This window comes from Leisingera sp. JC11 (assembly GCF_040704725.1).
GTDB lineage: Bacteria > Pseudomonadota > Alphaproteobacteria > Rhodobacterales > Rhodobacteraceae > Leisingera.
In genome coordinates this window covers 1-24,521 of sequence record NZ_JBFCVS010000017.1, presented here as the reverse complement: position 1 = coordinate 24,521, position 24,521 = coordinate 1, and the positions used below count along the sequence as shown (strand labels likewise).

26 protein-coding genes are annotated in these 24,521 nt (G+C 62.2%); 15 read left to right on the top strand and 11 right to left on the bottom strand.

The genetic code is table 11. The features are described 5' to 3' along the window. Nucleotides 1–3: 3 nt before the first annotated feature. Nucleotides 4–930 carry a tetratricopeptide repeat protein gene (locus tag AB1A62_RS17120; RefSeq protein ID WP_366662678.1) on the bottom strand — a complete coding sequence of 309 codons (927 nt, stop codon included), beginning with the start codon at nt 928–930 and terminating at the stop codon, nt 4–6. Between the two features lie 74 nt (nt 931–1,004). Here AB1A62_RS17120 and AB1A62_RS17115 point away from each other — a divergent pair, with 74 nt between their 5' ends. After that, a complete protein-coding gene (locus tag AB1A62_RS17115) occupies nt 1,005–1,526 on the top strand; it encodes a DUF6653 family protein (protein ID WP_366662677.1) in 522 nt (173 codons plus the stop codon). A 95-nt stretch (nt 1,527–1,621) separates the two neighbouring features. On the opposite strand, the gene xth is transcribed toward AB1A62_RS17115, so the two are convergent. Then, nucleotides 1,622–2,410 (bottom strand): exodeoxyribonuclease III, encoded by a 789-nt coding sequence (gene xth, locus AB1A62_RS17110; protein WP_366662676.1) that lies wholly within the window; start codon nt 2,408–2,410, stop codon nt 1,622–1,624. A 239-nt stretch (nt 2,411–2,649) separates the two neighbouring features. Next, the gene (locus AB1A62_RS17105) at nt 2,650–3,336 is read right to left on the bottom strand and encodes a response regulator transcription factor (protein ID WP_019297625.1); all 687 of its coding nucleotides are present in this window, start codon (nt 3,334–3,336) and stop codon (nt 2,650–2,652) included. A gap of 172 nt (nt 3,337–3,508) precedes the next feature. Between AB1A62_RS17105 and ribA the strand changes: the two genes are divergently transcribed. Both ribA and AB1A62_RS17095 read left to right on the top strand, forming a co-directional pair. Next, nucleotides 3,509–4,597 carry a GTP cyclohydrolase II gene (ribA, locus tag AB1A62_RS17100; RefSeq protein WP_366662674.1) on the top strand — a complete coding sequence of 363 codons (1,089 nt, stop codon included), beginning with the start codon at nt 3,509–3,511 and terminating at the stop codon, nt 4,595–4,597. Next, on the top strand, nt 4,597–5,106 hold the full coding sequence (locus AB1A62_RS17095) for a L,D-transpeptidase family protein (protein WP_366662736.1): 510 nt from the start codon (nt 4,597–4,599) through the stop codon (nt 5,104–5,106). The genes ribA and AB1A62_RS17095 overlap by 1 nt, the downstream gene beginning before the upstream one ends. Nucleotides 5,107–5,161: 55 nt before the next feature. Here the strand turns inward: AB1A62_RS17095 and AB1A62_RS17090 are convergent, their stop codons facing one another. Further along, a complete protein-coding gene (locus AB1A62_RS17090; protein WP_366662673.1) occupies nt 5,162–5,812 on the bottom strand; it encodes a YggS family pyridoxal phosphate-dependent enzyme in 651 nt (216 codons plus the stop codon). 123 nt (nt 5,813–5,935) lie between these two features. Continuing rightward, nucleotides 5,936–6,901 carry a porin gene (locus tag AB1A62_RS17085; RefSeq protein ID WP_366662671.1) on the bottom strand — a complete coding sequence of 322 codons (966 nt, stop codon included), beginning with the start codon at nt 6,899–6,901 and terminating at the stop codon, nt 5,936–5,938. A 311-nt stretch (nt 6,902–7,212) separates the two neighbouring features. Between AB1A62_RS17085 and AB1A62_RS17080 the strand changes: the two genes are divergently transcribed. From AB1A62_RS17080 to AB1A62_RS17060, 5 genes are all read left to right on the top strand, one after another. Further along, the gene (locus AB1A62_RS17080; RefSeq protein WP_366662670.1) at nt 7,213–7,695 is read left to right on the top strand and encodes a DUF3576 domain-containing protein; all 483 of its coding nucleotides are present in this window, start codon (nt 7,213–7,215) and stop codon (nt 7,693–7,695) included. Between the two features lie 88 nt (nt 7,696–7,783). Further along, nucleotides 7,784–10,348: a leucine--tRNA ligase gene (gene leuS / locus AB1A62_RS17075; protein WP_366662669.1), complete on the top strand. Its 2,565-nt coding sequence runs from the start codon at nt 7,784–7,786 to the stop codon at nt 10,346–10,348. Then, the gene (gene lptE / locus AB1A62_RS17070) at nt 10,335–10,850 is read left to right on the top strand and encodes an LPS assembly lipoprotein LptE (protein WP_366662668.1); all 516 of its coding nucleotides are present in this window, start codon (nt 10,335–10,337) and stop codon (nt 10,848–10,850) included. The genes leuS and lptE overlap by 14 nt, the downstream gene beginning before the upstream one ends. Then, on the top strand, nt 10,847–11,875 hold the full coding sequence (holA, locus tag AB1A62_RS17065) for a DNA polymerase III subunit delta (RefSeq protein ID WP_366662667.1): 1,029 nt from the start codon (nt 10,847–10,849) through the stop codon (nt 11,873–11,875). Before lptE ends, holA begins: the two co-directional genes overlap by 4 nt. Nucleotides 11,876–11,951: 76 nt before the next feature. Next, the gene (locus AB1A62_RS17060) at nt 11,952–12,542 is read left to right on the top strand and encodes a glutathione S-transferase family protein (protein ID WP_366662666.1); all 591 of its coding nucleotides are present in this window, start codon (nt 11,952–11,954) and stop codon (nt 12,540–12,542) included. Here the strand turns inward: AB1A62_RS17060 and AB1A62_RS17055 are convergent. After that, entirely contained in the window at nt 12,515–13,714 is a 1,200-nt protein-coding gene (locus AB1A62_RS17055; protein ID WP_366662665.1) for a TIGR03862 family flavoprotein, read from the bottom strand. The genes AB1A62_RS17060 and AB1A62_RS17055 overlap by 28 nt on opposite strands. A 68-nt stretch (nt 13,715–13,782) precedes the next feature. Here AB1A62_RS17055 and AB1A62_RS17050 point away from each other — a divergent pair, with 68 nt between their 5' ends. After that, on the top strand, nt 13,783–14,076 hold the full coding sequence (locus AB1A62_RS17050; RefSeq protein WP_366662664.1) for an HNH endonuclease: 294 nt from the start codon (nt 13,783–13,785) through the stop codon (nt 14,074–14,076). Here AB1A62_RS17050 and AB1A62_RS17045 read toward each other — a convergent pair. The 3 genes from AB1A62_RS17045 to AB1A62_RS17035 are packed head-to-tail and all read right to left on the bottom strand — an operon-like array spanning nt 14,073 to nt 16,113. Next, complete coding sequence (locus AB1A62_RS17045; RefSeq protein WP_366662663.1) at nt 14,073–14,759, bottom strand: VOC family protein; 687 nt, start codon at nt 14,757–14,759, stop codon at nt 14,073–14,075. The genes AB1A62_RS17050 and AB1A62_RS17045 overlap by 4 nt on opposite strands. Next, nucleotides 14,756–15,367 (bottom strand): enoyl-CoA hydratase/isomerase family protein, encoded by a 612-nt coding sequence (locus AB1A62_RS17040; RefSeq protein ID WP_366662662.1) that lies wholly within the window; start codon nt 15,365–15,367, stop codon nt 14,756–14,758. The genes AB1A62_RS17045 and AB1A62_RS17040 overlap by 4 nt, the downstream gene beginning before the upstream one ends. After that, nucleotides 15,364–16,113 carry an SDR family oxidoreductase gene (locus tag AB1A62_RS17035; RefSeq protein WP_366662661.1) on the bottom strand — a complete coding sequence of 250 codons (750 nt, stop codon included), beginning with the start codon at nt 16,111–16,113 and terminating at the stop codon, nt 15,364–15,366. The genes AB1A62_RS17040 and AB1A62_RS17035 overlap by 4 nt, the downstream gene beginning before the upstream one ends. Before the next feature lie 135 nt (nt 16,114–16,248). Between AB1A62_RS17035 and AB1A62_RS17030 the strand changes: the two genes are divergently transcribed. The 5 genes from AB1A62_RS17030 (at nt 16,249) to lpxK (ending at nt 22,326) form a co-directional block, all read left to right on the top strand. Next, entirely contained in the window at nt 16,249–17,772 is a 1,524-nt protein-coding gene (locus tag AB1A62_RS17030) for a DUF2125 domain-containing protein (protein WP_366662660.1), read from the top strand. Between the two features lie 122 nt (nt 17,773–17,894). Further along, nucleotides 17,895–19,241, top strand: a complete 1,347-nt coding sequence (locus tag AB1A62_RS17025; protein ID WP_366662659.1) for a TldD/PmbA family protein — start codon at nt 17,895–17,897, stop codon at nt 19,239–19,241. Next, nucleotides 19,228–20,031, top strand: a complete 804-nt coding sequence (locus AB1A62_RS17020) for a 3'(2'),5'-bisphosphate nucleotidase CysQ (protein WP_366662658.1) — start codon at nt 19,228–19,230, stop codon at nt 20,029–20,031. The genes AB1A62_RS17025 and AB1A62_RS17020 overlap by 14 nt, the downstream gene beginning before the upstream one ends. A 113-nt stretch (nt 20,032–20,144) precedes the next feature. Further along, entirely contained in the window at nt 20,145–21,338 is a 1,194-nt protein-coding gene (locus AB1A62_RS17015) for a glycosyltransferase N-terminal domain-containing protein (RefSeq protein WP_366662657.1), read from the top strand. Then, nucleotides 21,325–22,326: a tetraacyldisaccharide 4'-kinase gene (gene lpxK, locus AB1A62_RS17010; RefSeq protein ID WP_366662655.1), complete on the top strand. Its 1,002-nt coding sequence runs from the start codon at nt 21,325–21,327 to the stop codon at nt 22,324–22,326. The genes AB1A62_RS17015 and lpxK overlap by 14 nt, the downstream gene beginning before the upstream one ends. A 79-nt stretch (nt 22,327–22,405) precedes the next feature. Here lpxK and AB1A62_RS17005 read toward each other — a convergent pair whose 3' ends face one another. Both AB1A62_RS17005 and AB1A62_RS17000 read right to left on the bottom strand, forming a co-directional pair. After that, nucleotides 22,406–23,077 carry a DsbA family protein gene (locus AB1A62_RS17005; RefSeq protein WP_366662654.1) on the bottom strand — a complete coding sequence of 224 codons (672 nt, stop codon included), beginning with the start codon at nt 23,075–23,077 and terminating at the stop codon, nt 22,406–22,408. Then, nucleotides 23,074–23,601, bottom strand: coding sequence for a DciA family protein (locus AB1A62_RS17000; RefSeq protein ID WP_366662653.1), 528 nt, complete (start codon nt 23,599–23,601; stop codon nt 23,074–23,076). Before AB1A62_RS17000 ends, AB1A62_RS17005 begins: the two co-directional genes overlap by 4 nt. Before the next feature lie 84 nt (nt 23,602–23,685). Here AB1A62_RS17000 and AB1A62_RS16995 point away from each other — a divergent pair. Further along, a partial coding sequence (locus AB1A62_RS16995) for an A/G-specific adenine glycosylase (RefSeq protein ID WP_366662652.1) occupies nt 23,686–24,521 on the top strand: 836 nt, incomplete at its 3' end.

The window sequence follows — 24,521 nt, the reverse complement described above, 5'->3', positions numbered from 1 at the left end:
GTCCTAGGCAAATATCATCGAGCTGAGTTTGCGGCGTCCGTTCAGAACCACCGGGTCATTCGGTTTCAGCGCGTCGAAGATGGTGAACAGCTGAGTTTTGGCGGCGCCGTCGTTCCATTCCCGGTCGCGGCGGAACAGCTCCAGCAATTCACTCACCGCGGCCTCAGCCTCGCCGGCCGCGTGCAGTGCCTGCGCCAAGTCGAAACGGGCCTGGTGATCATCCGGGCTGGCGTCCACTGCGGCGCGCAGCTCTGCCACCGGACCGGCATTCTCCGCCTGCCGCGCGAGGGCGATCTGTGCGTGAACTGCTTCGATCTCTGCCGCGCTGGAAATCTCCGCTGGCGCGCCATTCAGAACTGCCTCGGCTTGGTCCAAATCGCCAAGCGCGACATGAGCCCGGGCAAGCCCGCCATAGGCGGCGGCATTCTTGTCATCCTCGCCCAGGATCGCGGCGAAGGTCTGGGCCGCGTCAGCAACTGCGCCCTCGGCCAGCATCTGCTCTGCCGCTTCCAGCGCCTCTCCCAGGCCGCCATCGGCAGTGCCGCCTGCCGCTTCGATCACCTTCTTCACGAAGGCATCGATTTCCGATGCAGGCAGGGCGCCCTGGAACATGTCGACCGGACGCCCCTGCACAAAGGCCACAACAGTCGGAATCGACTGAAGCGGCAAGCCCTGCTGGGCCAGCGCCTGCGCCAAGCGCTGGTTTTCATCCACGTTGATCTTGGCCATTGTGGCCGCGCCCTTGGCCTTGGTGACAGCCGCCTCCAGCATCGGACCCAAGGTCTTGCACGGGCCGCACCAGGGCGCCCAGAAGTCCACGATTACCGGCGCCTTCATGGATGCATCGACAACATCTTGCATGAAGGTGGCTTCGGTCACGTCTTTGATCAGATCATCCGCCGGTGCGGAACTGCCAAGAATTTCACTCATCAGATTGTTCTCCGTTAGGAACTTGCCCCCTATATGGAATCCTGCGCGCTGGAAACCAAGAGAGGAGTTTGCTAATGGCCCGCCACCGGTTCGATCTCTTCGCTGCGTCAGAGCGGCTGATGAGGATGGATGACGCCGCCTGGGCGCGGCACGCAAACCCGTGGAGCGTATTCAGCCGGATGTCGGTGCTGCCGCTGATGACCCTGGCCATCTGGTCAAGAGTCTGGCTGGGCTGGGGCGGCCTGCTGCCGGTTCTGCTGGTGCTGGCATGGACCTGGTGGAACCCGCGCGCCTTTGCGCCGCCTGCCAGCACGGACAACTGGGCCTCGCGCGGCACGTTTGGAGAAAGGGTATTTCTGAACCGGGCGCAGGTTCCTATTCCCCGGCATCACGAGCAATGGGCAAAGGGTCTCGCCTGGGTCTCGGCCGTTGGTGTGATTCCCTGGGTTCACGGTCTGTGGGCATTGAACCCGGGGACCACACTGGCGGGGCTCATACTGATGATCGGCGGCAAACTGTGGTTCGTCGACCGGATGGCCTGGCTTTATCAGGACATGAAGGACAAACACCCCAGCTACGCCGGCTGGCTGCGCTGACGCGCGGAGTGTTGCGCGGCAGCGCAGTGCCATGCCCAACTGAGCAAGAACATCCGGTGGATTTTCAAGATCAGGAGGGAGCGCTCCGTCTTCAGTTAAAGATCAAAGGTCGCGAACACCGGCGCGTGGTCGCTGGGCTTTTCCCAGCCGCGGGCATCGCGAAGGATTCGGCTGGAGTGGGCCGCATTCCTGATATCAGGCGTTGCCCAGACATGATCCAGGCGGCGCCCCTTGTCGGCGGCATCCCAATCTTTGGCCCGATAGCTCCACCAGCTGTAAAGGCGGCCCTCCGGGATATCGGTGCGGGTCACATCGGACCAGTTGCCCGCCTCCATCACCTCCGCGAAATGCTCTACCTCAACCGGCGTATGGCTGACGACCTTCAGCAGTTTCTTGTGATCCCACACGTCGTCTTCGCGCGGTGCAATATTGAGATCGCCGACCAGGATAGACTTCTCCTGCTTTTCTGCATGGAACCAGTCGCGCATGTCCGTCAGGTAATCCAGTTTCTGGCCGAATTTCTCGTTCTGCTCCCGGTCCGGCACATCCCCGCCCGCAGGCACATAAAAATTGTGTATAACCACCCCGTTCTCCAGCCGCCCCGCGACGTGGCGGGCGTGACCGAGCCCGGCAAAATCCTTGTCGCCAACATCTTCGATCGGCAGCCGCGACAGGATCGCAACGCCATTGTAACCCTTCTGGCCGCGGGCAATCATGTGCGTGTAACCCAGCGCCGCAAAACCCTCCATCGGGATCTTCTCCACCGGGCTCTTGCACTCCTGCAGGCACAGCACATCCGGCCCTTCCTCCTGCAAGAGCTTCTGCACGATCGGCTCTCGCAGGCGAACAGAGTTGATGTTCCAGGTGGCAAGGGTAAATGGCATCGCGCGCCTCGTCGTGTAATCCAGGTTCGGCGGCGATACTGCCTGCGTGGGCCAGAAAGTGCCAGAGACGTTTTCGCGTGTGCGCGTGCCGGGTGAACAAACGGGGAAAAAAGGCCGGGCACTCAGCCCGGCCAAGTCCAACAGGGAGGTGCATATCGTAACCCGGATATGCGCGGGTTCAGGGTTATTCTAAAGATGAACCTCAGGTCCCTCTTTGATCTGGCTCAACGCCATCTGCATCAGGCGACCAGCCTGTACCCACCCGATTCCGTCACCAGCAGGCGCGCATTTGAAGGATCGGGTTCGATTTTTTGCCGCAAGCGGTAGATGTGGGTTTCCAGCGTGTGGGTGGTTACCCCAGCGTTATAACCCCAGACCTCATGGAGCAGCACATCGCGCGGCACCACACCGTCGCTGGACCGATACAGGAACTTGAGGATATTGGTTTCTTTCTCTGTCAGCCGGATCTTGCGCTCATCTTCGGTAATCAGCAATTTCATTGAGGGTTTGAACGTATAGGGGCCAAGCGCAAAGACGGCATCCTCTGATTGCTCGTGCTGCCGAAGCTGGGCACGGATTCTGGCCAGAAGCACCGGAAACTTGAAAGGCTTGGAGACATAGTCATTCGCACCGGCATCCAGACCCAGGATCGTGTCCGCATCGGTATCGTGGCCGGTCAGCATCAAAATCGGCGCCTTTACCCCCTGCTTACGCATCAGACGGCACAATTCGCGCCCGTCGGTATCAGGCAGGCCGACGTCCAGGATGATCAGGTCATACAGGGCCTCCTTGGCGCGCTCCATCGCGCTTTGACCATTCTCTGCCTCGAACACGTCGAAGTCCTCGGTCATCACCAGTTGCTCGCTCAAGGCCTCGCGCAGGTCCTCGTCGTCATCAACCAGCAGAATTTTCTTCAGTTGCGCCATCGGCTAACCCTCCTGTTCTCCTGACCACACATGCGTATCCCTTGCGCTCGCGGCAAGATTTGCTGCAAAACTCTCACGCCGACGTGTCCATGGCATGGAAATTGTTTCACATCCGTTGCATTAAGGCGTAAAGACAGCAAGCTTTGTTACAAAATAACATCGGATGCAGTGCATGAGCCTGATGCCCACCATGATCGAACTTCTGGCCCGCGCCCGGGTCGATCTGCGTATGGGCCTGCCGGTTGTGCTGACCTGCGGAGATGAAGCGGCGCTGGCAATAGCTGTGGAGGCGCTGACTGAAACCCGTCTTTCGGACATGCGGTCACTGGGACCGTTGTCTCTGGCACTGACGGCCCGCCGCGCGGAAACGCTGAAGGCGCGGGTATATGATGAAGATACCGCCCGTGTAGCAGTTCCTGATTTCGAAGAACTGAACTGGATTAAAGCCCTGGCGGATCCGGCAGATGATTTGAACACACCGATGAAGGGCCCGCTGTCCAGCATGCGCGGCGGCAGTGCGGACCTCCACAGGCTTGCCATTGCGCTGGTAAAGTCCGCCCGCATGCTGCCCTCTGCAGTACTTGTCCCTGTCAGCGATCCATCTGCATTTGCTGCATCCCACGGCCTGACCCTCATTTCGCGTGGCGCAGCTGAACCTCTGCTGAGTGAAAGTTCGCCGCTGCATCCGGTTGCAGCCGCGCGCCTGCCGATGACGGCCGCCGAAGCCGGCCGGCTCCACATTTACCGCCCTGAAGATGGCGCAGAAGAGCACTATGCGGTTGAAATCGGCCGCCCTGACCGCAGCAAGCCGGTGCTCGCCCGGTTGCATTCCGCCTGCTTCACTGGTGACGTTCTGGGTTCGCTCAAATGCGACTGCGGCCCGCAGTTGCAGGGCGCGCTGGCGCAGATGGGGGCAGAGGGGGCAGGCGTTCTTCTGTACCTCAACCAGGAGGGGCGCGGCATCGGCCTTGCCAACAAGATGCGGGCCTATTCGCTGCAGGACCAGGGCTTTGACACGGTGGAAGCCAACCACCGGCTGGGGTTTGAGGATGACGAGCGGGATTTCCGCTTGGGCGCGGCGATCCTGCAGAAAATGGGCTTTTCGCAGGTGAGGCTGATGACCAATAACCCCAACAAGATCGCGATGATGGAGAAGACCGGCATCCAGGTGGCTGAAAGGGTCCCGCTCAAAGTGGGTGAAAATACCCACAACCAGCATTACCTGGCCACCAAGGCCCGAAAGTCCGGGCACATACTGTGATCACGCCCTCGGATCTGGTCCTGACCCCGGCAGGTGTCCGGTTTACGGGCCGCCTGCTGCCCTGCACCATCGGAACAGGCGGGCTGTCCAGCGATAAGCGTGAAGGTGATGGAGCCACCCCGGTTGGCATTCACCGTATTGCAGGGATGCTCTACCGGCCGGACCGCCTGCCCCGCCCGGCGGCTTGGGCTGAGCCAATCGGCCCACGGGACCTCTGGTCGGATGATGCAAGCCACAACAGCTACAACCATCGCGTTCGGGCACCTTATGGGTTTAGCCATGAAAGGCTGCGCCGCGCAGACCCGCTTTATGACCTTGTGCTGATCACTGACTGGAATTGGCCCAACGCCACTCCCGGCAAGGGGTCCGCCATTTTCATCCACCAGTGGCGCCGTCCGGGCTATCCCACCGAAGGCTGCATTGCCTTCTCCAGGTCAGACCTGCATTGGCTCGCTGCCCGGGTGCAAATTGGCACGCGGGTCATTGTTCCCGAACTGGCTGCTGCCTGAGGCCAGCAAGACTTTTTGAAAAGTCTTGGCAAAAGATTTCCAAAACTTTTGCGCCTCAGTACGTGCGGTCGCCGAAAATTGCCGATCCGACCCGCACGTGCGTCGCGCCAAGGGCAATCGCTTTCTCAAAATCCCCACTCATCCCCATGGACAGGCCTTGCAAATCATTCCGCTCGGCGATCTTGGCCAGCAGCGCGAAATGCAAGCTCGGTTCCTCATCCACCGGCGGGATGCACATCAGGCCCTTCACAGGCAGTTCCAGCTTTCTGCACTCGGCTATGAAGGCATCCGCGTCAGACGGCATCACACCTGCCTTTTGCTCTTCTTCACCGGTGTTCACCTGCACAAACAACTCCGGGCATTTCCCCAGCTCCTGCGCCAGCCGGGCGATCGTATTGGCCAGCTTGGGCCGGTCCACCGAATGGATGCTGTTGAACAGCTCCATTGCCTGGCGCGTCTTGTTGGTTTGCAAGGGGCCGATCAGGTGCAAGTCAATGCCGTCAAACTGCTCAGCGAAACCAGGCCATTTGCCTGCCGCCTCCTGAACCTTATTCTCGCCAAAGCAGCGGTGGCCCTCCTGAAGCACCGCCTGAACACGTTCGTTCGGCTGCACCTTGGACACCGCAATCAGCTGCACGCTGCCCGGTTCGCGGCCGGCCTGCGCTTCAGCCTTGGCAATCCTGGATTTGATCTCTTCAAGCGGCATGGGTCCGGCCTCATCACTGTTTGGCCGCAAAAAACACTGTTTGCCGGGAAATGTTAAGGGGCAAAAGAAAAGGGCGGGCCCCGAAGGAACCCGCCCTGAAAGCCACGCTAGGCGTGCTTCAGCTTAGAAGCTGAAGTGCAGACCTGCTTGGATCGAGTTTTCGTCGCTGTCTGCGTGCGAGCTCACAGCACCAGCAACGAAGGTCACGCCGCCGCCCAGGTCGTACTCGTAGTTGATGCCGAAGGCGGTGCCGTCACGGCCAGCTGCGGTGTTCTGATCAGCAGAGTTCACCCATGCAACAATGGTCGAAGCCGCGCCCAGTTCCACGTCACCAGCCAGGGTGACGGAGTCGCTTGCGTCGGTGGTGCCGTAGGACAGAGTTGCACCGAACTGACCGAAGTCGCCGCCGACTGCAAAGAAGCCCAGCTCGTCGTTAGCAGTCACGTTCGAGTCCTGGTACGCACCAGTCACGAAGTAGTCGCCGAAGGAGTAGCTCAGCATGATTGCGGTGCGCTCTTCGCCGTTTGCGTCCTCAGAAGCAACAGTACCGTTCTGCTGCGAGTAGGAGATGTGACCGGTGAAGCCGCCTGCGGAGTAGATGGCTTCAACACCGTTGCGGCCGTTGCCCGCGGAGGTGAAGGTGTCCCAGTTAAAGCCATTGCCGATGGCCAGGGAGTTAAAGCCCATGCCGTCGATGCCGGTACCAACCGAGGTGGTGTTCAGGTACAGGCCCGGTGCGGAGTCAATCGCGCCCCAGATGTTACCAACGTTCACACGCAGGCCGCCGTATGCGACGTGGAACTGCGGTGCGGACCAAACTGCGGTGCCGGCGACGCCATCACGGCTTTCGGCCTGGGCACGGATACGGCCGCCAACGGTCACGCCGCCGTCGGTTTCGGTCGACGCGTCAAAGGTCAGACGGAAACGGCTGGTGATGTTGGTTGCCGAAGTGTTGTCCAGGTTACCGGCAACGTCGTTTGCTTCGTTCCAGTCCAGACCAAAGCGGCCATAGCCGGAGATCTTGACTTCTGCCGCGGCCATGCCTGCGGTGGCGATCAGCGCGGTGGTCGCGAAGAGAACCTTTTTCATGTTTTTCCCTCGGTTTTCTATTCCTCAGCCCAAACCGGGGAATCCGGCGTGGGTATGCCAAGGGGTTTCGCTCTTTCACCCCCGTTTTGGCAAGACTTGGGAAAGTCAGGTGAACCGATGCGGTCTTGGATGGTGCAGCTTTGCCACAGTCCGATCGGTAGGGGCACCCGAAACACGTCTGATATGCCCGCTATATAGTCCAGTCTCTCCGGAAATGGCTCATAGGGGCAGAGTCATAGAAGCCAAAGCCCTTGCTCCGCCAGCGCGGCTTGCGTTAGGTGTTCGCGCAGAAAATGGCTCCGGGAGCGGTTATGAAATACGGAAAGACTCTGCGGGTAACAGTGATCGGCGCGATATGTCTCAGCCTTGCGGCTTGCGGCGGCCGGGGCGGCGATGCGCCTGCTAGCACTGCACGCACAACCAGCCACAAGGAAGAAGTACAGGGCGCAGCGACCAAGTCCTCTGTATTTGATTTCCTGAACGCCAAGCCGGACCAGACCGTGCAGGTGAACCGTTACCTGTGGACCGCCAGCCTGGATGTGCTGAGCTTCCTGCCGGTGCAGTCAGTGGATCCCTTCACCGGAGTCATTGTGACGGGCTATGGCACCCCGCCCGGCGGCGGCCGCGCCTACCGCGCCACCATCCACATCAAGGATCCGGCCTTGGACGCACGTTCTTTGAACGTCGCCCTGCAATCCAAGGGCGGCCCGGTCAGTGCCAGCACCACCCGCGCGGTTGAAGACGCGATTCTCTCGCGTGCGCGCCAAATGCGGATTGCGGACGGCAAACTCTGAGCCGCTGCCCTCTGGAATCATCAGCCAAACCCCACTATCAAAAGCGCCGGGCCACCTGCCCGGCGTTTTCATGCAAAGGACCGCTCTGATGCCGCGTTACATAGCTCCTGAAATCGAAGCACGATGGCAGAAGGCCTGGGACGAGGCCGGAATTTTCCAGGCCAAGCGTACCGGCGGCAAGCCCAAGTACTATGTGCTGGAAATGTTCCCCTACCCGTCGGGCAAGCTGCACATGGGCCATGTGCGCAACTACACGATGGGCGACGTCATTGCGCGCTACAAGCTGTCGACCGGCCATAACGTTCTGCACCCGATGGGGTTTGACGCCTTTGGCATGCCGGCCGAAAACGCTGCGATGGCCTCTGGCGGGCACCCCAAGGACTGGACCTACTCCAACATCGACACGATGGTCGAGCAGATGAAGCCGCTGGGCCTGTCGCTGGACTGGAGCCGGATGTTTGCCACTTGCGACCCGGAATATTACGGCCAGCAGCAGGCGCTGTTCCTCGACTTCCTGGAAAAGGGCCTGGTCTACCGCAAGAACGCGGTGGTGAACTGGGACCCCATCGACATGACCGTGCTCGCCAACGAGCAGGTCGAGAACGGCCGCGGCTGGCGCTCTGGCGCGCTGGTGGAACGGCGCGAGCTGACCCAGTGGTTCTTCAAGATCTCCGATTTTTCCGAGGAGCTGCTGTCGGCGCTGGACGGCTTGGAAAACTGGCCCGCCAAGGTGCGCCTGATGCAGGAAAACTGGATCGGCAAGTCGCGCGGCCTGCAGTTCTCCTTTGAGCGCACCGACGGCGGTGAGCCGATCGAGGTCTACACCACCCGCCCCGACACGCTGATGGGGGCGTCTTTTGTCGGCATTTCGCCCGATCACCCGGTTGCCAAGGCGCTGGAAGCCGAATCGGAAGAGGTTGCAGCGTTTGTCGCTGAATGCCGCAAAGGCGGCACCACCGAGGAAGCGATCGAGACCGCGGAGAAGCTGGGCTATGACACCGGCATCCGCGTGAAGCACCCGCTGAATCCGGAATGGGAGCTGCCGGTCTGGATCGCCAACTTCATCCTGATGGACTACGGCACCGGCGCGATCTTTGCCTGCCCGGCGCATGACCAGCGCGACCTGGACTTCTGCCGCAAATATGACCTGCCGGTCATCGACACATTCTTTGCGCTGAACAATAACACGCCTGTCGAAAATGAGGCCTTCGTTCCGTCGAAAACCGAAAAGGTTCGCTGGATCGATCACTTTGCAGGCTTGACCGAGGCCACCGGCGAAGAAGCGATCAACGCAACTGTTGATTTCGCGGAAAATGCAGGTTGGGGCCAGGGCGTCACCAAATACCGCCTGCGTGACTGGGGTCTGAGCCGCCAGCGCTACTGGGGCTGCCCTATCCCTGTGGTGCATTGCGAAGACTGCGGCGTGGTGCCGGAGAAGAAAGAGAACCTGCCGATTGCGCTGCCTTATGATGAGGGCGGCAAGCCGATCGACTTCTCGGTGCCGGGCAACCCGCTGGACCGCCACCCGACCTGGCGCGACTGCGCGTGCCCGTCCTGCGGCAAGCCGGCCCAGCGCGAAACCGACACGATGGACACTTTCGTCGATTCGTCCTGGTATTTCGCCCGCTTTACCGCGCCGCGTGCCGAAACCCCGACCGACATGGCCGAAGCCGACTACTGGATGAACGTCGACCAGTACATCGGCGGCATCGAGCACGCGATTCTGCACTTGCTCTATTCGCGCTTCTTTGCGCGCGCGATGCAGATTTGCGGCCATCTGCCGGAGAAATCCATCGAGCCCTTTGATGCGCTGTTCACCCAGGGCATGGTAACCCACGCGATCTACAAGACAACCGGCGAGAACCACCGCCCGGTTTACCACTACCCCGAGGAAGTGGAGCTGCGCGACGGCAAGGGTTTCCTCAATGACGGCACCGAGGTGGAAATCATTCCCTCCGCCAAGATGTCCAAGTCCAAGAACAATGTGGTGGACCCGCTGCACATCATCTCATCCTTCGGTGCGGACACTGCCCGCTGGTTCGTGCTGTCTGATTCGCCGCCCGAGCGTGATGTGGAATGGACCGCTGCCGGCGCCGAAGCGGCCTATAAGCACCTGAACCGGGTCTGGAACCTGTGCGACCGGATCGGAGAAATGGACCCAGATGCTTCCGGCGAAGGCGACGAGGACCTTTTACGCGAGATGCACAAGTGCATCCGCGACGTGACGCTGGGCATCGATTCCTTCGGCTTCAACGCAGCAATTGCCAAGCTTTATGCCTTCACCAACACGCTCGCCAAATCCAAGGCCAGCGCCAAAGTGCAGAAGCAGGCGATCATGACGCTGGCACAGCTGATGTCCCCGATGACCCCGCACTTGGCCGAGGACATCTGGAACCATCAGGGCGGTGAGGGCCTGGTGGCCACCGCACCCTGGCCGGTTGCCGACGACGCCATGCTGGTTGAGGACACCGTAACCCTGCCGATCCAGATCAACGGCAAGCGCCGCGGCGAAATCGAGGTCGCCAAGGATCTGGACAAGGCAGAGGTTGAAAAACTCGCCCTTGCGCATGAAGCTGTGCAGAAGGCGCTGAATGGCAGCGCTCCGAAAAAGGTGATCGTGGTTCCGGGCCGGATTGTGAATGTCGTTGCTTAATCGCAGAACCCTGCTTCTGGCCCTACCCCTACTTGCAGCGGCCTGCGGCTTTACTCCGGTGCACGCTCCTGGCGGCACCGGGTCCGCTCTATACGGGCGAGTCGAGGTTCAGGCGCCGGAGGAGATCAAGGGGGCCACGGGCACCGACGCCTATTTCCTGGTGCAGAACCTGGAACAACGACTGGGCCGCGGCGGCAGTGCGGCCTACAAGCTGGACCTGACGCTTAGCACCCAGGAAGAGGGCCAGGCGATCACCGCCGACAATGAAATCACCCGATATTCGGTGATTGGAACCGCTGACTACTCCCTAACGAGACTGTCAGATGGTAATATCGCCTCTAGCGGAACCGTGCGAAACTTCACCGGCTATTCTGCTACCGGTTCCACCGTGGAAACACTGGCAGGCGAACGTGACGCGCATGAGCGGCTGATGGTGATTCTGGCAGACCAGATCACCGCACAGATACTGGCAACTGCGGACCTTTCCGCTCAGGCAGAATGAAGCTTTCCCCACGCGAAGCTGAAGGCTATTTTGCCAAGCCCGACCCGGGCAAGACCGGCATTCTGATCTATGGCGCCGACGCAATGCGCGTGTCGCTGAAGCGGCAGCAGGTGCTGGCTGCCCTGCTTGGCCCCGGCGCCGAGGAGGAAATGCGGCTGAGCCGCCTGCCCGGAAGCGACCTGCGCAAGGATCCTGCGCAGCTTTTGGATGCGGTCAAAGCGGTGGGGTTTTTCCCCGGCGTGCGGGCGGTCTTTGTCGAAGGCGCCAACGATACCGCCACGCCTGCTATCACGGCAGCATTGGAGGAGTGGCAGCCGGGCGACGCCCAGATCGTGGTCACCGCTGGCCAGCTCAAGGCCTCCTCTAAACTGCGCAAGGCGTTTGAAGGCCAAAACAACGCCTACGCCGTGGGCATTTACGACGACCCGCCGTCGCGGGCCGAGATCGAACGCATCCTGGGCGAGGCGGGCATCCGCGACGTGCCCGGCGACAGCATGTCGGCACTGACGGATATCGCGAATGACATCGGCCCCGGCGACTTCTCCCGCATGATCGAGAAGCTGGCGCTTTATAAGCACGGCGACAGCAGCCCGCTGTCGCTGGAGGACATCGGCGCCGTTGCCCCGCAATCGACCGAAGCCGCGCTGGATGACGTTCTCAACGTAGTGGCCGAGGGGCGCAGTGCCGAAATTGGTCCGCTGATCCGCCGCCTGCAGGCGCAAGGCACCAATGCGGTGACGCTGTGCATCGGTGCGACACGGCATTTCCGCACCCTCTACACCATCGCCTCCGCGCCAGGCGGCCCGGCCCAAGGCATCGGCCAGCTGCGTCCGCCGCTTTACGGCAAGCGCCGCGACCGGATGCTGCGGCAGGCGCAGAACTGGGGTGCGAACCGGCTGGAAACCGCGCTGACCATCATCACCGACACTGATCTGGCATTGCGCTCTGCCGGTCAGACAGCGCCGGCGCTGGCGCTGATGGAACGCGCCCTGATCCGGCTGGCCATGCTGGGCCGCGCCCGCTGAACTGGCTACGCACCGTCCCGCTTGATCCGCCTCCGATGGCTGCCCATCTTTACAGCACAAGAACAGGAGAGAGACGATGTATACCGTCACCGGCATTCCGCTGACCCGCACCTTCCGGGTGCTCTGGGCGCTAGAAGAGCTTGGGCAGCCTTACGAGCTCAACCAGCACGGCCCCCGCAGCCCGGAAGTTCAGGCGCTGAATGTCTCGGGCAAGGTGCCGGTGCTGCAGGTGGAGGGTGAGGTCATCACCGATTCGACCGCCATCCTCACCTATCTGGCTGACAAGCACAGCGCGCTGACCGCGCCTGCCGGCACGGTGGCCCGCGCCAAGCAGGACGCGATCACCCATCTGCTGCTGGACGAAATCGACGCCGTCCTGTGGGCCGCGGCCCGCCACAGCTTCATCCTGCCGAAGGAGCAGCGGGTGCCGGAGGTGAAAGGCAGCTTGAAATGGGAATTTGGCCACAATCTGGCGCGTCTCGAAAGCAAGATGGCCGGCCCCTTCATGATGGGGGAAGAGTTCACCATAGCTGACATCATTTGCACCCATTGCCTGAACTGGGCCCGCAGCGCCAAGTTCCCGGTCGAAGGCGAAAAAATTCAGGATTACGGCAAGCGGATGCGGGAGCGCGCGGCTTATCAGCGGGTTGCAGAACTCGCTAAGTAATCCGCCGCCGCCCGTCCGGCCCAGCGCCCGGTGGCAAGGCAGGCGGTCAGCAGGTAGCCGCCCGTCGGCGCTTCCCAATCCAGCATTTCCCCGGCGCAAAATATTCCGGGGAACTGTTTCAGCATCAGGTTATCGTTCAGCGCATCCCGGCAGACACCGCCTTTGGTGGAAATCGCCTCGTCCATCGGGCGCAGCCCCGCGTGGTTCACTGGCAGCGCCTTGACCAGCTGTGCAAGGGCCTGCGCATCCTGCGGCAGCGGGCGTCCGAATTCCTGCAGCACAGCCGTCCGCGCGGCTCCCAGCTTCAGCACCTTTCGCAGATGGTTGGCAAAACTCGCCTTGCCGCGCGGACGGGACAGGCGGCGGGCAATCTCCGCCGCCTCAAGATCCGGCAGCAGGTCCATGTGCAAAACGGCTCCATCCCGTACCGCCGCACAGACAGTATAGATGCCGCCGCCCTCGAGCCCGCGTTCCGAAATGACCGCTTCTCCCCGCGTCGCCAGGCTGCCAGCGCGCAGCGCAATGCCCTTCAGCGGTTGTCCGAACTGAGGTTTCATATGGTCAGACCATTCCACCAGCAGACCCGCATTGGCCGGCTGGAATGGCGAGAGGCCCACACCCCTTTCACGTAAAAACGGCGCCCAGGCCCCGTCGGAACCCAGGCGTGCCCAACTGGCACCGCCCAGCGCCAAGACCACGGACGCGGCTTCTATCCGTCGCAGCCCTTCGGGCGTTTCAAAGGCAAGCGCGGTATCTTCCCAGCCGGTCCAGCGCCAGCGGGTGCGGATCTGAACTCCGTACCCGTCCAGCCGCGCCAGCCAGGCGCGCAGCAGCGGCGAGGCTTTCATCACCGTGGGAAACACCCGCCCCGTCGAGCCGGTGAACAACTCGCTTCCCAGCTCGTGCGCCCAGTCCTGCACCACCTGCGCATCAAAGGCGCGGATCATCGGGGCCAGCCAGTCCACCGCGCCGCCATAGTGCGTGATCAGCTGCTCAAACGGTTCATCCTTGGTCAGGTTCAGGCCGGACTTGCCCGCCATCAGGAACTTGCGCGCCACCGATGGCTTGGCCTCGATCACCAGCACCCGGTGCCCGGCTCGGCCCAGCTCCTCCGCGGCCATCAGCCCGGCAGGCCCGGCACCGATCACCACTGCGTCCCAAATTTCCGTCATGCCATCCCCTTGCCAGCGCATGCCGCCAGCGTTTCTATTCACCGCACGAAACCGCAAGAGGCCCGCACATGTCCGATCCGGTCTGCCCGCTTTGCGGCCGCCCCATTCCCGACGGCGTCCCGCAAAGCCTGCACCATCTGATCCCAAAACTGAAAGGAGGCAAGGGCGGGCTGACCGTGCTGCTGCATGACATCTGCCACCGCGAGATCCACGCGACGCTGACCGAGGCGGAACTGGCCCGCGAATACAGCACCCCGGAAGCGCTGAAAACGCACCCGCGGCTGGCCAAGTTCATTGCCTGGGTGCGGAAACGCCCGCCGGAGTTCCGCTCTCGCGTGCCCGGAAAGCGGCGCAAGCGCTAAGTGATTTCAAACCCCAGAAACGCCGGGCTGTCGCGCAGGTCGGCCCCGGAAATGTGCTGGAACTCCAGTGTTGTATAGGGCCGCTTCCACAACCACTCCCGGTTTGCCACGGCCTGCAGGTCCGGATCCGGCGGGGTTTCGTCCGTATAAGCTAGGAAATGCAGATCAAAGCCGAACTCGGCCACCTCCTGGACTGACAGCAGCGTCATGTCCGCGCGCATGGCCAGCTCCGCTGCGATGTCCCCGGTGCGCAGGGTGATCTGCCCAACATGCGCACCACCACCCAGTGGCAGAGCCAAATCACCAGCGCCTTCAGGCCGGTTACCTTGGAAATCATGCTGCAATAGCTCGATCGCGAAGCCTTCGGGATCATGCAAATGCGCCATATAGCCGATATCGCGGAACTGATGCGGGGCAGAGACCTCCACACCCTTCTGCCGCAACTGCTCGCAGGCAATGTCCAGGTTGGGCAAGCAGATACCGATCTTCCAATAGCGCTCGTCCCGTGAGTGCTGAACCAGGCGGCCGCCCGGCAGAAGGATCAGATCTGCGTCCTGCCCTGCATAGCCCGCACGCCAGGTGCCGTCATCGGACCGCGCTGCCATGCCCAGCACATCTGAATAGAACCGGACAAGCCGTTCGGGATCTTCAACCTGCAGCTGCACACCGGACAGCCGCTTCACCGGCACATCCTCAGGATGCCGGCGGCAATTTCCGGTTTGGCCTCCAGCGAATGGGCCAGCAAGTCCTCCGCCGTTTCCAGCAAGGCCTCGGGCTCCACAATCCGGTCCACGAGACCGTAATCATAGGCCTCTTGCGCGGTGATCTTCTGCCCCGCCGCCAGGATCATCTTGGTGCGTGCAGGCCCGATCAGGGCCGCCAGGCGGCCAGCGTCCGACGGCTGCGGCAGATAGCCGAGCTTCATCACCGGATAGAAGAACTTGGCAGACGGCACCGCAAGGCGGATATCGCAGGCCAGTACCATGCCGTTGGCTCCGCCCGCCAAGGTGCCGTTGAGAGCAGCCACTTTGAGGCAGGGAACAGCAGCCATTGCCGCCGACAGCCGCTCCCACACAGGTGAGGTCGCCAGCCCCGCCCGCGCCTCGTCCAGATCGGCACCGGCGCTGAACACCTTGCCGGTGCCGGTCAGGATCAGCCCGCGCGCTCCCTGCGCGCGTTCGGCAATCTCTGCCAGCTCAGTCAGCATTGCCTCCGTCAGAGAATTGGCCTTGTCCGGGCGGTTGATGGTGATGGTCCACAGGCCATTGTCCGCAATGTCCAGACAGATCATGCCAGCCCGACCCGCTGGCGGATGCTGTCTTCGCGCAGCGAGACTTCCTCACCGACATAATCGTCCGCGTCGGCCGTGCACATCCACAAGAGCGTCCGCGCGGGCCATTCGGCGGGAATGTGGTCTTCCCACTCCAGCTCGCTCACCGGGTTGATGCCGCTGGCCTTGATCTCGCGCTGCATCTGGGTTGCCACCGTTCCGGGCGACAGGCCCATAGCGCGGATGCCGTTTCTGCGCTCTTCCAGATCCAGGGCGGAGGTCAGCATCGCCGCGCCCGCCTTGGAAGTGCAATAAGCGCTCCAGCCCTCCAGCGGCCGGTGCGCCGCGCCGGAGCTGACGGTGATGATGGTGCCGCCGCCTGCCGGTTTCATCAGCGGCAATGCCGCCCGCATGCCGTTGAAAACGCCTTTGACGTTGATATCGATCAACTTGCCCCAGTCTTCGGGCTGCGCCGCTTCCAGCCGGGCAATCGGCTCGATCACCCCCGCGTTATTGATCAGGACATCCAGGCTGCCGAATTTCTGGTGCGCATCGGACAGGGCCGCCTCGACCGCGGCATAGTCAGCCACGTCACAGGCAAAGGTCAGCACGTTTCCGCCAATCTCCGCCGCCAGTTCCTGCAGCGCCTCCCCGTTCCTCGCCAGCAAGGCCAGGTTGGCCCCGGCAGCGGCAAACACCCGGGCTGCATCCGCGCCAATGCCGCGGCTGGCCCCTGTAATTGCAACTGTTTTTCCATTGAAATCCATCCGCTGTCCCTCCAATTGGCCGCTGACCCAAGTGGTAAAGCGGTTACGGGGAACGGTCTAGCCCAAGGCCCCCTTGACGGCACCGCCCGCCGGGCCGACGATGATTTCAATTATCTCACAGAGAAAGGTTCTCTAATGTCCGTAATTTTTGCGCGCGGCGGGGCCGCAGCGGCAATTTTGGTTGTTTCCGCCCAGGGCGCTCTGGCCGATCTCAGCGCTCAGGACGTCTGGGCCGACTGGAAGGCCTATCTGACCAGCACCGGCTATACCGTATCCGGCACTGAATCCGTTTCCGGCAGCACTCTGACCGTTTCCGATGTGTCGATGGCCGTGCCGATTCCCGAAGAGGACGGCTCCGGCACCATCAGCTTCCCGGAAGTCCAGTTCATTGAGAACGGCGACGGCACTGTCAACGTGCTGCTGCCTGCCGAATTCCCGATGGGCTTTGAGTTCTCCGGCGACGGCGAGACCTTTGCGGGCAAGCTGATCTATTCCCACGACGGCTCCCCGATGAAAGTGGCAGGTGATGCCGAGAACATGAGCTATGATTACAGCTCCTCCAAGGTGACCCTGACACTGGATGAGCTGTCTGCGGACGGCGAGCCTGTGCCCGCGGAGGTGGCAAAGGTTCAAGTCGAGATGAACGACGTTGTCTCCAAAAGCACCATGAAGGTTGCTGAGGGGCGCAGCTACGAGCAGACCTTGACCGCCTCCAGCCTCAGCTATGACATGGGTTTCAATGATCCCGAAGGCGACGGCACCGGCGCGTTCAAGGGCGCCCTGCAAGGCCTGAGCTTCACCGGCACCGGCACCGTTCCAGAAGGGCTCGAAAGCCCGGACATGGCGGCGCTGCTGGACGCCGGTTTTGCCTTTGACGGCACCTTCACATTCACCGGCGGCAATGGCTCGATCTCCGGTGTGGATGGCAGCGAAAGCTTCGCCATGGAAAGCAGTTCTCAGGGCGGTGCCTTCACCGTTGCGATGGACAAGCAGCACCTGACCTACGACGTCTCTCAGATTGCAACCAATGTGAACATCTCCGGCTCAGAGATCCCGTTCCCGCTGGCCCTCAGCATGGCGGAGACCGGCTTCAAACTGATGATGCCGCTGGCAAAATCCGAGGAAGAGCAGGACTTCGCCCTGGGTGTCACTCTGCGCGACTTTGCAGTTCCGGAAATGCTCTGGGGCATGGTCGACCCGACCGGCCAGTTGCCGCACGACCCGGCCACCGTCATTCTGGACCTGGCCGGCAAGGGCAAGGTCCTCTTTGACCTGTTCGACCCGGAAGCCATGGAAGCCGTGGAAAAGGGTGAGGAGCAGCCGGGCGAGCTGAACGCACTGACCGTGAAGCAGCTGCAAGTCTCCGCTGCGGGTGCCGAGCTGACCGGAACCGGCGATTTCACCTTCAACAATGAAGATCTAACCAGCTTTGACGGCATGCCGGCGCCCGCGGGCGAAGCCAACCTCAAACTGGTCGGTGCCAACACCCTGATCGACAAGCTGATCGGCATGGGCCTGATGTCCGACAGCGACGCCATGGGCGCTCGGATGATGATGGGCATGCTGGCGGTTCCGGGCGAAGGCGAGGACACCCTGACCTCCAAGATTGAAGTCACCGAAGACGGCCAGGTGCTCGCCAACGGCCAGCGCATCAAGTAATCGTCAGATCCTGGACGGGATCTGTAAAGGGGCTGCCGCGCGCAGCCCCTTTTTTACGGCCCGCACTTGCGGCACGCGGCTTCACTGGATAGCTCTTTTATAGAGCAGAACAGAAGGTGCCCATGACCCAGTCCCCCGAAGCGCTTTGCCAAGCCCTGATTGACGCCGCCCGCAAGGCCGGGGCGGATGCAGCTGACGCCATGGCAGCCGAAGGCAGCTCTCTCAGCATCGAAGTCCGGGAAGGCAAACTGGAGCACGCAGAGCGCTCGGAAGGCACCGATCTGGGCTTGCGGGTGTTTGTCGGAAAACGCCAGGCGCTGGTTTCCTCGTCTGACATGAGGCCGGAAACCATGGCCGCAATGGCAGAACGTGCGGTTGCCATGGCCAAGGAAGCACCGGAGGATCCTTATGCCGGTCTCGCTGACCCGTCTCAGCTGGCCAAGGGCTGGGATCTGCCTGCGCTTGAGCTGGAAGACCCGAGCGGCGAGCCGGAGCCCGCAGCCCTCCAGGCAGACGCCTTGGCTGCCGAAGCAGCCTGCCAGGCGGTCGACGGTATCACTCAGGTGCAATCCGCGGCCGCAGGGTACGGCCGTCACGTGGTGCATTTGGCAGCCACCAACGGATTTTCAGGCGGCTACCAACGTACTGGCAGGTCTTTGTCCTGCACCGGGATCGCGGGCACTGGTACCGGTATGGAAAGAGACCACGACGGGGACTCGCGGACCTTTCAGGCAGACCTGCGCAGCGCTGAGGAAATTGGCCGCACTGCAGGGGAACGGGCCGTTGCCCGGCTAGGTGCGCGCAAACCCAAGACCGGCAGTTTCCCGGTCCTGTTTGACGAACGGATATCTTCTTCCCTGATCGGGCACCTGATGTCCGCCGCAAATGGCGCCGCAATTGCCCGCGGCTCCTCCTGGCTGAAGGACTCGCTGGGCCAGCAGGTGCTGCCCGAATCCCTGTCCGTCATCGAAGACCCGCACCGCCCGCGCATATCAGGCTCCCGTCCGTTTGATGGCGAGGGGCTGCCAACCCGGAAGCGCACCGTGGTGGACAACGGCGTGCTGACCGGTTGGACGCTGGACCTCGCCTCCGCCCGCAAGCTGGGGCTGGAAAGCACCGGCAATGCCGCCCGCGGCATCGGCGGGGTACCCTCTCCCTCTACCTGGAACATCGCGCTGACCCAGGGCGATGCCAGCCGCGAGAATCTAATCGCGCAGATGGGAACCGGCCTGCTGGTCACCTCCATGATCGGCTCCACCATAAACCCCAACACCGGCGATTATTCCCGCGGCGCTTCGGGATTCTGGGTGGAAAACGGAGAAATTGCCTATCCGGTCAACGAATGCACCATTGCGGGCAACCTGCATGACATGCTGCGCCGGATCGTGCCGGCCAATGACGCGCGCCAGCACTTGTCCACAGTGGTGCCGTCGCTGCTTGTCGAGGGGATGACTCTTGCCGGCAACTGACCTTTCCCTGCTTGTAAAAGCGGCGGAACAGGCCGGAGACATCGCATGCCGCTACACAGGTCCCGCCGCCAGGCGCTGGGACAAGCCTGGCGGCGCGGGGCCAGTGACCGAGGCTGACTTGGCCGTCAACGCCATGCTTGAGGACATGCTGCAACAGGCGCGGCCAGACTACGGCTGGCTTTCGGAGGAGACCGAGGACGGCACAGCCCGTCTGACGCGCGATCGGGTGTTCATCATCGACCCGATCGACGGCACCCGTAGCTTTGCCGAAGGCTCCCGCACCTGGGCGCATTCCATCGCCATTGCCGAAAAAGGCGAGGTCACGGCTGCGGTGATCTATTTGCCGCAGCGGGAGCTTATGTACACAGCCGCCAAGGGGAAAGGAGCGGCCTGCAACGGCAGCCCGGTCAATATCTCTTCTGCGACAGTGCTTGCTGACACCGAAATCCTAGCCGCCAAGCCCAATCTGCAATCGCATCACTGGCAGGGCGGTATCCCGCCTGCGTTCATCCGCAGCTACCGGCCATCGCTGGCCTACCGGCTGGCAAAAGTGGCCGATGGCCGGTTCGGTGCCATGCTGACACTGCGCCCGAGCTGGGAATGGGACATTGCTGCCGGCGATCTGCTGGTGCGCGAGGCGGGCGGCACGATCACCGATAGGTCTGGCAATCTCCTGCGCTTCAACAATCCTCACCCCCGCCTGAATGGTGTGGTCGCCGGAAACCGCGCCCTTCACGGGGAACTGATGGCTGCACTCGATCCGGCCGGCCCCGGCATCGCTGGACATTGAGCCTGCCTGAGCGTAAGCGGTCTCAGCCGTCCAGCCGTGGCTGGGCAAAAACTTTTCACAGACAAACCCGCATGTTGCAGATACCTTGGGCCGGAAAACTCAAATCGAACCAGATGCAACGGCGATCTATGAATTCCGGCCGCTCCTCAGTGTTGCAGCCCCGTCCCAAGGGGGAGCTGCTGTGGGTGCACGCAACCACGCCTGAACGCTACCTGGCGCTCTGCGACATCGGCCGCCGCCTTAAAAGCCTGCGCCCGGACCTGTCAGTGATGGCCAGCTGGGAACCGGACCTGCGGCTGACCGGCACCGTCGGCTGCGACATTCCGGTTGGTCCTCTGGCTGAGGACACTTTGGCAGAAGCCCGCGAATTCGTGCAGCACTGGCAGCCCGATGCTTGTATTTGGACGGGTCCGCCCTCCCGGCGGATCATGCTGCGGCACCTGCGCGATCAGGGAACGGGCGTGCTGTTGGCCGACCTTCTTGACGCTGAAATGCCCCACCGCGCTAGCCGCTGGCTGCCAGATCAGCGCCGGAGAATGCTGGAAGGGCTGACTTGCATCCTGACGCCCTCTAAATCAGTTAGAGACCGGCTTGTACGATTAGGCTTCCCTGCTGAACGGCTGGAGGTGGCTGGAAAACTGCGGGTATCCGCCATCCCGCCCAGCTGCAACGACGAGGAACTGGCAGCCATGCAGCTAACCCTAGGAAGCCGCCCGATATGGTTGGCGGCCCACGTCAAGCTGGATGAGTTGTCCCGCATTCTCGACGCCCACCGGACCGCCTTGCGGCTGCTGCACCGCTTGCTTCTGGTGGTTGCGCTGGACAATACCGCGGATCTGGAGGCCGCCCGCAGCCTGCTCCAAAACAGCGGTCTGTCTTTTGCCGATTGGGAAACCGGCGGCGAACCGGAGGATTTCAACCAAGTTCTGCTGACCGGCGGCGAGGACCTTGGCCTCTGGTACCGCCTATCGCCAGTCGCCCTGATCGCCAGCAGCCTGGATCCCGCGGCCCAGGGCCAATCTCCGCTGGATGCCGCTGCCCTAGGTTCAGCACTGCTGCACGGTCCTGGCATCCACGCGCACCGGGAACTTTATGACAGGTTGGCCAAGGTGGGTGCCGCCGTTCAGGTGCAGACGCAAAGCGAGATGTCAGACACTGTTGTTGCACTTTCAGCACCGGACAAGGCTGCCGAAATGGCTCTGGCCGGCTGGCAGAGCGTCACCGAAAGCGCCGCCACAACAGACATTCTTCTGGAAAAAGTCCAGACCTTCCTGGACCAGCACGAGGATAGCGATGCGGGCACCTGATTTCTGGCACAAGCCGCCGGGGGATTTCGATCTGCGGTCCACCCTGCTGGCTCCGCTGGGCTGGGCCTATGCGCGCGCCACCGCCTCCCGGCTGGCCAAAGGCAACCCGCAAGCGGCCAGTGTGCCGGTGATATGCGTGGGCAACCTGAATGCCGGCGGCACTGGCAAAACGCCGACCGTGATCTGGCTGCTGGAGACCCTCCGCAGCTTCGGGCATGAGCCGCATGTGGTCACTCGCGGCTATGGCGGAACGCTTGAAGGGCCAGTGCATGTGATGCCCGGCAAGCACAAGGCTGCACAGGCCGGCGACGAGCCGCTTCTGCTTGCCGCATTTGGTGAAGTCTGGGTCGCCAAGAACCGCGCCGCGGGCGCCCGGGCCGCAGCAGACGCGGGGGCAACGGTCATTGTTCTGGATGACGGTTTTCAGAACCCCGCAGTCGCCAAGGATCTGTCGTTGATAGTTGTCGACGCTCAGCATGGTTTCGGCAATGGGCGCTGCCTGCCGGCAGGCCCTCTGCGCGAACCGGTTGCAACCGGGCTGAAACGGGCCAACGCAGTTCTGTCACTGGGAGCGGAGCCGGCCCAGAAAGCCTTCTCCGCGGCCTGGAGCAGCCAGCTTCAGGATTTGCCGCATTTCACTGGGGCACTGGAGCCGTTGCTGACCGGCATGCCCTGGAACGGCACCCGGGTTCTGGCCTTTGCCGGTATAGGCCACCCTCAGAAATTCTTCAGTACCCTGCGTAGCCTCGGGGCCAATATTGCACGGGCTGAGGCATTGGATGATCACCAGCCGCTGACCCCTGCACTGCTGAACCGGCTGGATAATGAATCCAAGTTGTTGAACGCCCAGCTGGTTACAACCGAAAAAGACGCCGTCCGCCTGCCAGATAGCTTCCGCTCAAAGGTGATCACCCTGCCAGTCCGCCTGCGGATTACCGGGGACGAAGGCTTAAAAGACATGCTGAAAGCAGTCGCGCCTGCACCCTGACCTGTCCGAAGACTGCAGCTTCTCCAGCAAGAAAGCCCGGACACCTGGCCCGGGTTTTTGCGTTTCTGCTTTCTGCCGCTTAGCTTTCCAGTTCGGCATCCAGTAGTTTCTTGAAGTCATCATAAGACTGATTCGACACCTTCTCACCATTCAGAATGAAAGACGGCGTGGATTCAATTCCGTGCTCAGTCGCATTTTCCTGATACCACGTCACCAGCGTTTGCGCCTTCTCGCCATCCTGCAGACAAGCCTCCAGCTGGTCATTTTCGATGCCAGCCAAGCGGCCGATCTTGCGCAGCTCGTCAATGATCTCTGATGCACCGCCGGCCCGCGCCCATTCCGACTGGCCTTTGTAAATCAGGTCGGAAATGCCAAAGAACTTCTCCGGCCCGCTGCAGCGCGCAATCATCGAGGCCCACAGGCCGTAGCGGTCGAAGTAGACTTCGCGGTAGATGAACTTTACCTTGCCGGTGTCGATGTAATCCGCCTTCAGTTGCTTGAACGTGTTGTTATGGAAATTCGCGCAGTGCGGGCAGGTGTAAGAAGCGTATTCGATCAGCGTGACCGGCGCATCCTCCGCCCCCAGGGTCATCTCGGTGATGGTCGAGGTATCCACTTCGGCCTCTTGCGCAAAGGCGGCGCCGACCAGCGGATTTTCCGGCAGATTGCTCTGGCTGTTGAAACCGGAAAGGGCATAACCGCCCGCAACCACCGCAACAGCGGCAAAAACACCTGACATGAGACGGGTCATTTGAACCCCTTTCCTTGCGTTTTCTGTTTTGTCAGCACATTGCGCCCCAGACGTTCCAGGGCGGCGCGCAAATCGTCGTTTTCCACCCCAGCGGCTGCCTTGCTGGCCTCAGCCGTATCCTGCGGGTCCGGCTGCAGCGGCGCTTGCACTTTGGGGGCATACTTGAATTCCACGCGGCCATCGGAAAATCCCGTCGGTGCCGTTTGCGTGATCCGCACCTTGGAGATGGCATTGAAGCCATAAACCGCGTTCACCCGCTCGCGCAGGCGCTCTTTTTGCATTTCCAGCATCGGCGCGTTGGCCCCGGTGGTCAGAACCGTCAGCGTAGCGCCAAAGGAACCGCGCCCGTAGCCGATGTTCACGGGGCGGGCCATCGCAGCGATATCCGGACCGGCGATCTCCTCCCAATGGGTGAGCAGCCGGGACACCGCGAATCCGCGGCTTTCCCCCGCTTTGCGGATCTGCTCGCTGAGGAGCTTGGAGGTCCGAGAGAACCCGCGTGTGGTACTGCGCCTGAATGCCATGATCTAGCTTTTGCTCGACTGCGTACCCTATTGTAAAGAGCCCGGGTACAGGCGCCAGCCCAACCGCAAGCCAAGGAATAACGAATGCGTGACTTGAACAGCAATGTAGGGGGCATGAGCGGAGAGCTGCTGGCCTGGTACGACGTGCATGCCCGCGAAATGCCCTGGCGCGTCAGCCCGGCGGAACGCGCTGCCGGCATCCGTCCCGATCCCTACAAGGTCTGGCTTAGCGAGGTAATGCTGCAGCAGACAACCGTGGCCGCCGTCCGCGAGTACTTCCTCCGCTTCACCGGCCGCTGGCCATCAGTTCTGGATCTGGCTACCGCGGAAGACGCAGATGTGATGAGCGAATGGGCCGGCCTTGGCTATTACGCCCGCGCCCGCAACCTGCTGAAATGCGCCCGCGCGGTGGCACAGGATCACAGCGGCAGCTTCCCGGACAGCTACGAAGGCTTGCTCAAGCTGCCCGGCATCGGCCCCTACACCGCTGCCGCCGTCGCCTCCATCGCCTTTGACCGGCCTGAAACCGTGCTGGATGGCAACGTGGAGCGGGTAATGGCCCGTATTCACAACATCCACGACCCGCTTCCAGGTGTCAAACCGGTGCTGAAGGACCGCGCAGCAGAACTCACCCCCGCGCTGCGGCCTGGCGATTACGCGCAGGCGGTGATGGACTTGGGCGCCACCATCTGCACCCCGCGCAACCCGGCCTGCGGCATTTGCCCCTGGCGCGGCCCGTGCGCGGCCCGCGTTGCCGGAACAGCGGCTGAACTGCCCAAGAAGACACCAAAGAAACCCAAACCCACCCGGCAAGGAATTGTCTATCTGGCGGAATCAGCCGATGGAACCTGGCTGCTGGAACGGCGACCGGACAAGGGGCTGTTGGGGGGCATGCTGGGCTGGCCCGGCTCGGACTGGAG